The sequence below is a fragment of the Modicisalibacter luteus DSM 23508 genome (genome assembly GCF_000378505.1).
Classification (GTDB): domain Bacteria; phylum Pseudomonadota; class Gammaproteobacteria; order Pseudomonadales; family Halomonadaceae; genus Modicisalibacter; species Modicisalibacter luteus.
Genome location: NZ_KB899995.1, coordinates 90,004 through 102,667, shown reverse-complemented (window position 1 = coordinate 102,667; position 12,664 = coordinate 90,004). Strand labels below are relative to the sequence as shown.

The following is a 12,664-nucleotide window of genomic DNA, read 5'->3' as shown; positions in this document are numbered from 1 at the left end:
GGAGCAACCGTTGGCTTTGGCATCGGGGCTGTCCCGGCGGCAGGCCTCTGCGAGGGCGCTATGAACCCATCTCTGGGCGCTACATTTGCCATCCTTGGCAAATGACCCTCGCTGCGGCCTGCCCCCGGCGCCCCTCATCGTTGCAGCTATCGCTCAGTCAGAAGTCTTTGCATAACCGAAGCGCGTCATAGATTGCGGCGTGCGTATTGCGCGGCGCCGTGCAGTCGCCCAACCGGAACAGCAGGTAACCTTCGCCACTCTCGGACAGGCATGGCTGCGGCTGGATCGCGTACAGCGCCTCGATGTCGGTCTGCCCCTTGTTGCGGGACTGTCCCTTGAGGGCGTAATACAGCGACTCGTCGGGGCGCACGCCATTCTCGACGACGATCTGGTCGACAACGCGCTCTTCCTGGGCGCCGGTGTATTCGTTCTCCAATACCGCCACCAGCGAGTCGCCCTCGCGATATACCTTATGAAGCGCCAGGTCGGAGGTCATGATCACCTCCTTCTCGTAGAGGCTGCGGTAATAGGTCGGGAACGTGGTGCCCCCGACTGCGGCGCCGGGCTTGATATCGTCGGTCACGATCTCGACCTTGGCACCCTTGTCCGCCAGGTAATCGGCCGCCGATACGCCGGCGAACTCGCAGATGGTGTCGTAAATCAGCACATTCTTGCCCGGCGCCACCGCGCCACTGAGAATGTCCCAGGTGCTGACCACCAGGCTCTCGTCACGCGACTCGGCGTACCCCCACTCGGGCACCTGCGACAGGAACGGCTGCCCGCCGGTTGCCAGTATCACAATATCCGGACGCAGGTCGGCGATCGTGGCCTCGTCGGCACGAGTGCCCAGGCGTTGATCAACGCCGAGACGCGCCAGCTCCAGCTGATACCAGCGGGTAATGCCAGCAATCTGGTCGCGCTGCGGCGCCTTCGCCGCCAGGGCGATCTGGCCGCCGAGTTGCTCAGCCGCTTCGAACAGGGTGACGTCGTGGCCGCGCTCGGCGCTGACGCGGGCCGCCTCCATGCCGCCGGGGCCGCCGCCGACCACCACCACCTTGCGCTTGGGGCCCTCACTCTTCTCGATGATGTGCGGAACGCCCATGTACTCGCGCGAGGTCGCGGCGTTCTGAATGCACAGTACGTCGAGCCCCTGATACTGGCGGTCGATGCAGTAATTGGCGCCCACGCACTGCTTGATCTGATCGACCTGCCCCATCTTGATCTTGGCGATGAAGTGCGGATCGGCGATATGGGCACGGGTCATGCCCACCAGGTCGACGTAGCCCCCCTCGAGGATGCGCTGCGCCTGGTTGGGGTCCTTGATGTTCTGGGCATGGATCACCGGCACGCTGACCACTTCCTTTATTCCTGCCGCCAGATGCAGGAAGGGCTCCGGCGGATAGGACATGTTGGGAATCACGTTGGCCAGCGTATTGTGGGTATCGCAGCCCGAGCCGACCACGCCGAAGAAATCGACCATGCCTGTCGCGTCGTAGTAAGCAGCGATCTGCTTCATGTCGTCATGGGTCAGGCCGTCGGGGTGGAATTCATCGCCTGTGATACGCATGCCGACCACGAAATCGTCACCGACCTCGGCGCGCACCGCCTTGAGCACCTCCATGCCGAAACGCATGCGGTTTTCAAAGTTGCCGCCCCATTCATCGGAGCGCTTGTTGACGCGTGGGCTCCAGAACTGGTCAATCAGGTGCTGGTGCACGGCAGACAGCTCGACGCCATCCAGGCCACCTTCCTTGGCGCGCCGCGCTGCCTGGGCGAAGTCGCCAATGATGCGCCAGATATCCTCTTCCTCGATGGTCTTGCAGGTCGAGCGATGCACCGGTTCACGAATGCCCGACGGCGACAACAGGGTCGACCAATGGAAGCCATCCCAGCGTGAGCGGCGGCCCATGTGGGTGATCTGAATCATGATCTTGCCGCCGTGCTTGTGCACCGCATCGGCAAGGTTCTGGAAATGCGGAATGATGCGATCCGTGGACAGGTTAACCGAGCTCCACCAGGCCTGCGGACTGTCGATGGACACGATCGACGAGCCGCCACAGATGCACAGGCCACAGCCGCCCTTGGCCTTTTCCTCGTAATACTTGACGTAGCGGTCGGTCGTCATACCGCCGTCGGTAGCGTAGACCTCTGCGTGGGCGGTACTGACCACGCGGTTGCGGATGGTCTGGTTGCCGATCTGGATCGGCTGAAACAGTGCCTCAAATGCCATCTCGACAATCCTCAGTTCGCAGGCGTGACAACAAACAGGCCGTGATCGTGGCCCTCCTCGGCGGCGCTCTGCACCTGCTCGGCGACGGTACGCAACTCGCTTCCCCGGGCGCTGAGGATCTGATCCATGGCGCCCGCGAACCAGCCGGTGAACATGTATTCGACCTTTCTATCGACCTTGCCAAGCTGATAGACGAAGGCACTATGCTCCAGGCGCACCCGCGCCGTCCCTGCCTCCAGGTCGATCTGCTCGGTAATGAACCGGCCCCAGCCTCGCTGCGACAGGCGCGTCATGTAGTGTTCGAACACCGCCACGCCGGTCAGACCGTGCAGCTCAGCCTCCTTCTCGCACCAGTGCCAGGCACTCTTGTAGCCGGCGTGATAAAGGATCTCGGCGTACTTTTCGGCACCCAGCGCCTCTTCCACGGCGATGTGATTGTTGATGAAGAAGTGACGCGGCACGTAGAGCATCGGCAGTGCGTCGGTGGTCCACACGCCGGTGTCCGAGTCCACTTCAATAGGCAGTTCGGGGGCCATCTTGGTCACGGTGTTTTACCTCTGAAACGGTTGTTCTTGTAAAAGCGATTCGGCTCAGGCGCCCCATACCTCTTTTAAAATGCGTACCCAGTTCTCGCCCATGATCTTGCGAACCTGGGTCTCGGAGAGGCCGCGCTTCAGCAGCGCCTCGGTCAGGTTGGGGAACTCGCCGATGGTGCGGATACCCAGCGGGTTGACGATCTTGCCGAAGTTAGTCAGACGGCGGGCGTATCCCTTGTCGTGGGTCAGCCACTCGAAGAAGTCCTGGCCATGGCCTTGGGTGAAATCGGTGCCGATGCCGATGGCATCTTCACCGACGATGTTCATCACGTACTCGATCGCTTCGCAGTAATCGTCGACAGTCGAGTCGATGCCTTTCTTGAGAAATGGCGCGAACATGGTCACACCCACGAAGCCGCCGTGATCGGCAATGAACTTGAGTTCTTCGTCGGACTTGTTACGCGGGTGTTCCTTGAGCCCGGAGGGCAGGCAATGCGAGTAGCAGACTGGCTTTTTCGATTCGAGGATGACCTCTTCGGACGTCTTGGCACCGACATGGGAGAGGTCGCACATGATGCCGACGCGATTCATCTCAGCGACGATTTCACGCCCGAAACCGGACAGACCGCCGTCACGTTCGTAGCAGCCGGTACCGACGAGGTTCTGGGTGTTGTAGCACATCTGCACGATGCCGACGCCGAGCTGCTTGAAAACCTCGACGTAGCCGATCTGATCTTCGAAGGCATGGGCATTCTGAAAGCCGTAGATGATGCCGGTCTTGCCTTCCTCCTTGGCCCGGGTGATATCCGCCGTGGTACGCACCGGGCGTACCAGGTCGCTGCACTCGGCCATCAGCTTGTTGGAGGCAACGATATTGTCGACCGTGGCCTGGAAGCCTTCCCACACCGACACGGTGCAATTGGCCGCGGTCAGGCCGCCCCGGCGCATGTCCTCAAGTAGCTCACGGTTCCATTTGGCGATGATCAGTCCATCGATGACGATGGCATCGTCGTGCAGTTCGGCAGGGGTCATGGCTACGCTCCAAGCGGTGACTTATGCGGGGAGCATAGCCCTGCCTAGACATTGGCCGACTCTTGGAAGCGACGACGAAAATTCCAAAAACGTCATTGTTTCGCGAACACGACGTCCCTGGAGAACACTGCGGAGTCCTGCATGACGACAGGAAGCGGCGCGGCGAGAAAACGGAGCTGCCCCTAGGCTCGGGCAGCTCGCGTAACAAAAATGCAGGCTAGCGGGAAACCGCCTTGGCGAGCGTCAATTCAACAGCGGTACGCTGGCAAAGGTAGGCTCACCCTGCGCATGGGAAAGCGCCAGCAAGGCACTGGAGACAGGTTCATTAGCAGGAGGCTCGGTCGCCCATGATTTGGTCGTATACGGAGAGCTCCCATCACGCCCTTGTCGGCCTTGGACACCGGAGCGCTCATCCCGTGGCGGTACGCCGAAATACTCGCGATAGCACTTCGAGAAATGGGGCGTCGAGACGAAGCCGCACACCGAGGCGACTTCGATGATCGATAGGGAGGTCTGCTTCAGCAACTGGCGCGCCCGCACCAGGCGCAACTTGAGGTAATAGCGCGACGGTGAGCAATGCAGGTACTTCTGGAACAGGCGCTCCAATTGGCGCCGCGAGACGTTGACGTACCTGGCCAATTCATCGAGTTCGATCGGCTCTTCGAGGTTGGACTCCATCAACGCGACGATTTCCAACAACTTGGGCTGGGTCGTCCCCAGCACGTGCTTGAGCGGCACTCGCTGTTGATCCTGCTCATTGCGGACACGCTCGTAGATGAACATTTCGGAGATGCCCGCCGCGAGCTCACGACCATGGTCGCGGCTGATCAGGTTCAACATCATGTCCAGAGGTGCCGTTCCTCCAGACGCCGTGAATCGGTCGCGATCGATGGAAAACAGCCGCGTGGACAGAGCAACCTTGGGAAAGGCTTCCTGCATGGATGCCAGACACTCCCAATGGATACTGGTCTCGTAATGGTCGAGGAGCCCTGCCTTGGCCAAGGCCCAGCTTCCCGTGCATACCGCACCCAACCGACGCAACTGACGTGACTGTGACTGGAGCCAGTGAATGTGCTCACGACTGACGCTATTCCGCGGGCCTACCCCCCCGCAAACGACAACCCAGTCCAGCGATAGCGGGATAGTGATGGAGGCATCCGGCGTTACCTGAAGACCATCGCTGGCACGTACCGGCGAGCCATCCTGGGTCAGGGTATACCAGCGATACAGCTCACGACCTGCCAACTGGTTGGCCATACGCAACGGCTCTATCGCCGAGGCGAGAGAAATCAGCGTAAAGTTATCCAATAATAGAAAACCCAGGGTCTGAGGCGCCCCTGAACGGCTGGCCGACGCTGCCGAGCCTGTTGCCTGATCTGATGTCATTGTCGTGATCTCCACCACTTGTTGCTTTTGTCTTTTGACAGGTGCCGCTTGTGTCCTGTTGTTGTTTGCCTGTGAATCCTCAAGTCTCGTAAGGCTTAGGTAGGCTCTACTCAATGTCGCATATTGACACGAATATAGTGAGTACTGACGGGGTTATGCTTTATTGCAAGGCCTTGAGTGTCGCAAACAGGACGTTGAGCGTCGTAGGCGCCCAATAGCCTGGGTGGCTGCCCGCCTTGCTCATGGACATGGCAAGGAAAGGTGGCTTCGCTTACCGGTGACCCTCCTGTTGTTCCCTCTGCTGCTGTCCGCTGTTGGGCGGGACGGCGCTCGGCGTATTTCCCGGTTCTTGTCCGAGAGAAGCGTAATACAGCGCCAAGCTGCGCATCTGCGATTCATCCAGGCCTTTGGCCGCGCTGTGCATGATTCGCACATAGGCTGTGCCGCCACGCTTTTCCGACTTGAACAGGGACAGCTGGAGCGCGAGGTAATCGGCGTACTGGCCGGCAAGCTCAGGGTAGTAAGGATTATTCGGCCCAGAGCGCGGACCGTGGCAATCGGCTGCATGATGCCGGCGTGCCGCGGATGGTATGGCAGGCACTGCAACCATTTGCCAGAAACGCCTCCTGCCCCTGCCTGGCGATCGTGCTCTGGGGCGGTTGGGCAGGGGCCGCTTGCTGCTCGAGCCAGGCGGTGAATGCCTCCGGCTCCATCACGACGACTTGGAAGTTCATCAGCGCATGGGAAGTCCCGCAAAATTCGGCACAGGCGCCGCGATAAACGCCCACCTCGGTTGGCTCGAGTGTCAGCCGGGTGGTGCGTCCTGGAATCATGTCAACCTTGCCACCCAGGGAGGGAATCCAGAATGAGTGGATGACATCGGGACTGGTAAGACTGAATCCGACCCGTTCCCCTACCGGTAGGCGTACTTCGTTGGCTAGCTCCACGGTGCCGCCCGATGACGTTGGATACTGCACCCGCCACCACCAGCGCTCACCGGAGACAGCGATTTGCAGCCCGTTCTCTGCCGGGGCGCTCAACGAGGGAAGGAGTGGCAGGCCGAAGACCAGCAAGGCCCCCAGCACGACAGGAGGGAAGATAGCGCCACCACCGATGATCAACCAGCGAGCCGCTCGGCTATCATGGGATCCAAGGTTGATGTAGGTGGCATAAACGGCGAAGCCGATCACCAGCATCCAGATCAGGATGGCGGCCGCACTCATCCACCAGAATAATTGGGCGATCAGCTCGGCGTCGACACCGGCTGGCTGCAGAGCCGATTGGGGGCCACTGCACGCCGCGAGTACAGGCAGCACAGTCAGTGAAAGCAGAACCCACATCCTTGCGGAAGCCTTCGTCGATTCCATGGTCGAGCCGTGCTCGCTACCGGAGTGCATTTTTTCTTATTGATGGATGGAGTCCGCTGACTCTGTAAGTCTGGGCAGAATAAAGTGCTAATTATCAATCTATGTCAGATGCCGATATCCAGCCAGCGCGCAGTATTTGGCCATTTCAGGAAGCCACTCCTTACGGGGCCAAGGTAGGTCATGGCCAGCCGCGCCGGGGCGGCCATGCCTATCGAAAGCCGGCACAGCCCCTGCGTACTTAAGGTTTCATGTTCAAACATAAATAAAAATAAAAAGACCCAAAAAAACAAAACTCGAAGGTACTGGATCTACATTATTAATATCAGTGATAAAAATTACTGAATCATGTCAAGCGCAAGCCATCCACAGGATAAGTTATGTATACCAAGTACAAAGTCGTAAAAGGCGTTAAACCGCCGGAGTTGCAAGATGAGGAACTTTTGGCCCAGCAATCTTACGCAACCTGGTGGTGTATCAAGGATATGGAGACCCATGACCGCCTACCTGACGGGTTCGACTCTTTAACTGCAGCCCAGGCGTGCTGTCAGGACCTGAACGGTCGAAGTCAAAAGAACCAGAGATCATAGGTTGTCGGCGAAAGGGATTACCAGGTTTCTTGCACTAGCCCGGTCCGCTCTCTCCTGCCGGGCTTTCCGCGCTCATCGATATACTTAGCCAAAGATACACCTGCTCTGGCATAAGCATACGTGCACACTGACTGGATGCCCTAGAGCAGCGTGGCTGCACAGATGCCTCCGCCCGCTTTAGCCTCATGCTTGAGATCGGCAATCAGTACCGATAAGGCGTGGTCGGCACGCAACGTAGAATGCGGTACCACGTTAACGCTAGCGATGCTGAGTGACAGTAAAGGAAACCAGCACTTTTTACCCTCTCGACTGATGCCTTCCAGCCCCCCAGCGCTTCTATCCTTATCATCGTAGAATCCGGCCACATCGCTGCAGAAGACGCGCCTGAAAAATGCCAACTGCTGATACAGCTCCGTATATTCGACGTTATACAGCCCCATAAAAAAGTCATCTCCACCAATATGGCCCAGAAACCGGCTGTCCTGTCCGAAATGACGTTTCATCAGGTCGGCGCAGAACTGCAATACGCGATCCCCCCTACGGAAGCCATAGTTGTCATTGAATGCCTTGAAGTTATCCAGGTCGAAATACACCAGTGACATGAATTCGGCATTGGGCTGCAGTCCCTTGGCAATGAATTGCTCGATAGCGGTGTTGCCCGGTAGTCGGGTCAACGGGCTTTGGTCGCGCGCCTGCTGCAGGTTGCGGTCCTGCATGACCCGCAACATCGCATCGGCGCTCAGCACGCCGACGTAGCGCCCTTCCTGCGTCACAATAATGCCCTCTCGATTCTGGTTGGCAGTATATTGCTCCAGTACCGTTTCTATAGGAGTCGTTATTTCGGTAACGGCGCAGCGGCGCCGGAACTCTTTCAAACAATCGTCGATGGTCTTCCTAACCAGCAAGGCACGACCGTAAGGCGAGAAAATGTAGCCTTTCAGCTCGTTCTCGTGAACGATGCCTAACGGTTCGTAATTATTATTGAGCAAGGGAAAATAGCTGCGTTTTGCGTGGCATCGGAAGGCTTCCAGCACGTCAACCATAGGCATTCCCATCCTCAATACGGGGGCGGGATCCAGATCGCGCTGAAGCATCTGCCAATCCAGCCTCACCGCTCTGCGGTCCTGGTTGACAAGATCGGCTACCAACTCATAAGTGACTTTCAAGGCGGCCATATCACGTTCAGGATGCTGGATTAGATACCCTTGGGCCAGATCGCAGCCTATCTCGCGGCAAATATAGAATTCCTTTGCGGTCTCTACGCCTTCAGCAATTACCTTGATTCCCAGCGTCTTCGCCAGGCTAACTACATGAGAAACGAAAATCTTCTTCTTTGGGTCCTTATCGATATCGGCGATGAAGTACCGGTCGATCTTCAAGTAGTCGGGTGACATGTCATAAAGCAGGGAAAGTCCCGCATAGCCGGTACCAAAGTCATCGATTGCAATCTGTAGTGTCGAATCCTGATAAGTCTGCAAGATGGAGCGCGCACCCGCTCCTCTTTCGACCTGGTTTCGCTCCGAGACTTCCAGCACCAGGGCAGAGGGTGGAAGTTGAAACTCTTTCAATAAAGTCAGGGTGTGTTGCGGGTTATAGGAGGGGCTGGCAAGAAGGCGATTATCGAGATTGAAGAAGAGACGTAAGCCCGAATGGTGTGGCAAGCGGTGAAACTGACGAAGGGCTATCTTTCTCAGCGTCAGGTCCGTTTCGGCGAGTATGCGATGCTGATGAGCAAAATCGAGCAGTGCCCCAATGGAACGAAAGCCGAGAGCATCCCAGTTTCGCATCAACGCCTCGACGGCGTAGCAACGGCCACTATGCATGCTGACGATAGGCTGAAAAGCGAATATTATGTCCCGCTCAACCCGTCTGAAAAAGTCAATTTCGTTAACGACCATTCGGTTAACTCCGACCTCGTGGTTTGGGCATCAGCTTGTCTCGCGAACGAAAGACGGTCGCTCCCTCAATCGATATCGGCAAGAGGGGTTAAAACTTTAGCGCAGAGCGAACTTTTTTCTTCTAGCGGAGTTTATTCAAGATATATTTATATTTGATGAATCTAAATTAGATGCAACCCAAGCTTTCCTGCCGGGCGGGCCAGCCAGCGCTTCAAGGGCGCGACCGGCCTTGGCATTTCGTCGGAATAGACTTTGGCAACCCGCGGCACATCGCGCCTGGGCTGCTTGTGAATGAAAGCGGTCTTTGTTGGAGGTAACCACGACATGGCAGCGTTAAACGCGTAGGGACAGCAAGAACCGCCCTTCCTACTTATCTTCATGAAATTAAAGCCCGACCGCATATCGGACGGGCGCTACATGATTGGGCTAGGGGCGGTCATTATTTAGCTGGTAACAACAATCCCTAGCCTCAGACAATGATTCAAATCTTCCCGGGAGAAAAGAGTCCAAGGCCTTGTCGCGGATAAGGAAAACCTCCTTGCCACCTTGGGCGGGCGGCCTTTCAACGGAATCTTCGCTCACCCAAGAAACCACTTCATATTTTTCAAACATCGCTACTCTCCAATATATCTGTTTGGCGATGTAGACACCGTGCCTCCATGCACCAACGCTAATGATAAAAAAGGAATAGCGCAGAAGGTAGGATAGTTAGAAAAAAATGCCCTTATTTATTAGCCCCAGCGACGTGAAACCATGGCGGGTTCCCTGAAAAAGTATGAGGACCTAATTGGACAGCCACTTTCGCGTGAGGGCTCGCAGGCATGCGTGTCATTGCCCCTTTTCGTTGAGAACATCTATACACTGGTAGCCGGCGCCAAACCACTGTCCTCCTAAACTGCAGACAAACAGCGAATCGCCACTTCCTACAAGTGGTGCCAGCTCTAGATAGACTATATAAGCATTTTTATTCGTTGCGATAAGGCAGCATCCTTCCAAAGCCCAGCAATGCGGGTAGGATTCAAGCGCATCGTAAAACTCCGTGTATTCTTGCAACTCATGGAGTTCGTAACAAACGAGAAATAAAGCCATGGATTGGTTTCTTAACTAGCCCAGGAAAGCTATTGCATGTTTACCATAATCACTTGCAACACCTAGTCAACTAGAAAAAAACCGATTCTATAAAAGTTTGGCCAAGCCCATCATTATGGATGTGTTTATTTCTCCTATAAATATCGTTGCTGCATGAAACACCTATAACCAGTACGCCCCAACATGTCCGCTTGTTAAGCTATCGTTATCCGATATTTCAGCGATTACTCTGCACAGGCTCACCTAAAGGCATCAGCAGACAGGCAAGCCCTACACGCTGGGAAGCAAAGCGCCGCTCCCTTTCGGGCGGCGGCGCGTTGCTTCTACTAGCGGCTCAGGCTGCTTGTGAAAGCGCCGCCACTTATACCAGGTCTCGCTTCTCTGCTCTTGCCACTCGCATATCGCGCAACACGGCGCGGCAGATCAGAGCCAGCACGCCCAGGGTCAGGACGGGCCAGATCAGTACGTAGCTACCAAAGATCAAGGTCTGCATGAGAATCTCCTATTTCGTTGCTCGGCCGGGCACTGTCGTGCATTCAATCCCCGCCGGGTCATTGTTGGGATGCCACGCCACCGGGAATGACGCTTTCCGTAGTGGCGGTTTGATCCTGAGGATGATCGTAGTCACCGACCTTTTCCTTGATCGTGTCGAAGTCGAAGCGCTCCTTGCTGAGCAGGCTCATGACGGTACAGACCAGCGTGCTGGCACCGTAAGCGGTCAGTGAGGCGAGCAGCACGGTATAGTCACGCAGGAATCCTGTCGCCAGGATCAGCATGGCTATGAACGCGAGCGTGCCGGCAACAGCCCCTACGGTACGGCCCAGGAAGCCAAAGGCCATCAGGCCGATGATGACGCCACCACCGAGGCTGGCGAGCAGCTCGAAGATAAGGCCCGCCGCACCGGTCATTGTTATCAGCTCGAAGCGTGCGACGCAGAAAAGGAGCATGGCGACAATCACTGACGTGGTGAAAGCGGAGTTGGTGACTCGGCTCCAGAAGCAACTGGCGATGACGGGGAATACGATGGCCCCCCATAACGCACCGACGAATACCAGCATCACCAGGATATCCAGCGAGAAGCTGGCAAACACGATGCCGGCGACGGTCGCCACGATCATGGTCAAGCGACCAATGAGTAGCATACGGGCCGGGTCGGCCTTGCCCTTGGCGAGGTTCTTGCCATAGACATCCGCCATCATGATGGCGGAGAGCGCCGAGAGATCGGAATCGGCCGTCGAGGAGAGCGAGCCGATGACCAGGATAAAGAACAGCGCAATGAACACGGGCGGCAGGTAGCTGGAAACCATCTGGGGGATCAGGTTGTTCATGTCCCCATTCAGGGGTTCGACACCGAGGGTCAGGGCCATCAGGCCGATCATGCCCAATCCGATGACGATAGCGCCGTAGCCTACGGTTGCGGTAATGAAGGTCGGCTTGATGTGCTCTTCATTGACAGCAAATAGACGCTGGGAGATGGTCTGATTGCCAATGGCGTAGGCCAGCACCGCAACGAAGAAGGGCGCGCCCTGGTTAAGAATGGCCTCCATGGAGAACAGGTTGGCCTGCTCCGCGGTCAGGTTATCCAATCCGGCAACCAGCTCGCTAGGCCCACCCATGGCGAACAGGACAGCAGGAATGATCACGATAGCGATGGCCATGAGCGCGACCAGCTGGGCGAAGTCGGTAAGCACAGAAGCGCGAAAGCCCGACCATAGCGTATAGCCCAATACCCCAAGGCCCGCAATGATTACCCCAACCTGGAAGGACAGCGGCGACAGTACCGATACCAGAGCGCCAGCGGCGGTAAAGTTGACCATCAGGCTGATGATGCTGCCCAGCACGTTGGAGAAGGCGAGTATCAGCTGACTGGACGAACCGTGGCGGGCATGAATCAACTCGCCCAGGGTATGCGCATTGGGAGCCAGCTTGCGAAAGCGACGCCCGAAGGGGTAGATGAACAGAATCATCAGCGCTCCCCAAAAGCCATAGTGCAGCGGTCCAGAAACCCCGTAGGTATAACCGGACGTGGCAGCGGCGTAGAAGGAGGCCGCCCAGATCCAGGTAGCGGTCATACTGGCAGAGCCGATGCCGAAGCCGACCCGGTGGTTGGATACCATGAAGGCATCGGTGCCTTCCTTTTTCTTGCGTATCTTCAACGTCAGCAGGTAGGTACCGCCATAGAAGGCGAACAGCAATAACAGGACCGTCAGGGTCGAGAATTGATAGAGTTCGTTGGTATTCAAGTGACTTCTCGCAGTGATTCGGTGTGCCGAGCGCAAGCATGCATTCGACCGGCACAGAGTAGTGCCTGGCCATCAAAATGATGGTCAGAAATGAACCCGGCACGTGGAACTCAGCCTCAATGTTGTCGAGTGCAATACCAAAGGCGTGAACTGGGGTATGGCTCGACTGGGCGTCGCTCACTGGTGTGGGGCGGTGAAGGCTTACCGTGAGGTAGCGGGCAGGGTGCCCTTAAGGGTCGCCTTTATTGCGCAAGGCAATGAAGACTTTGGGTCGGGACAGAACAGGTGGTGCGTCG

9 protein-coding genes are annotated in these 12,664 nt (G+C 57.0%); all 9 read right to left on the bottom strand.

All coding sequences use genetic code 11. From position 1 onward, the window contains the following. Positions 1-157 precede the first annotated feature (157 nt). On the bottom strand, positions 158-2,230 hold the full coding sequence (dgcA, locus tag F568_RS0111585; RefSeq protein WP_019018892.1) for a dimethylglycine demethylation protein DgcA: 2,073 nt from the start codon (positions 2,228-2,230) through the stop codon (positions 158-160). A gap of 11 nt (positions 2,231-2,241) precedes the next feature. Beyond that, positions 2,242-2,775: a 4-vinyl reductase gene (locus F568_RS0111580; RefSeq protein WP_026300497.1), complete on the bottom strand. Its 534-nt coding sequence runs from the start codon at positions 2,773-2,775 to the stop codon at positions 2,242-2,244. 45 nt (positions 2,776-2,820) lie between these two features. After that, complete coding sequence (locus tag F568_RS0111575; protein WP_019018890.1) at positions 2,821-3,798, bottom strand: dipeptidase; 978 nt, start codon at positions 3,796-3,798, stop codon at positions 2,821-2,823. A 243-nt stretch (positions 3,799-4,041) separates the two neighbouring features. Next, a complete protein-coding gene (gene gbdR / locus F568_RS0111570; protein ID WP_019018889.1) occupies positions 4,042-5,184 on the bottom strand; it encodes a choline metabolism transcriptional regulator GbdR in 1,143 nt (380 codons plus the stop codon). A gap of 527 nt (positions 5,185-5,711) precedes the next feature. After that, on the bottom strand, positions 5,712-6,551 hold the full coding sequence (coxB, locus tag F568_RS22805; RefSeq protein WP_156817428.1) for a cytochrome c oxidase subunit II: 840 nt from the start codon (positions 6,549-6,551) through the stop codon (positions 5,712-5,714). A gap of 727 nt (positions 6,552-7,278) precedes the next feature. After that, on the bottom strand, positions 7,279-9,036 hold the full coding sequence (locus F568_RS22800; RefSeq protein WP_019018885.1) for a bifunctional diguanylate cyclase/phosphodiesterase: 1,758 nt from the start codon (positions 9,034-9,036) through the stop codon (positions 7,279-7,281). A gap of 828 nt (positions 9,037-9,864) precedes the next feature. Continuing rightward, a complete protein-coding gene (locus F568_RS24985; RefSeq protein WP_156817427.1) occupies positions 9,865-10,125 on the bottom strand; it encodes a hypothetical protein in 261 nt (86 codons plus the stop codon). Positions 10,126-10,486: 361 nt separating this feature from the next. Then, positions 10,487-10,618: a putative transporter small subunit gene (locus F568_RS25420; protein WP_019018883.1), complete on the bottom strand. Its 132-nt coding sequence runs from the start codon at positions 10,616-10,618 to the stop codon at positions 10,487-10,489. Positions 10,619-10,676: 58 nt separating this feature from the next. Continuing rightward, positions 10,677-12,368, bottom strand: coding sequence for a sodium:solute symporter family protein (locus tag F568_RS0111535; RefSeq protein WP_019018882.1), 1,692 nt, complete (start codon positions 12,366-12,368; stop codon positions 10,677-10,679). Positions 12,369-12,664: the final 296 nt, after the last annotated feature.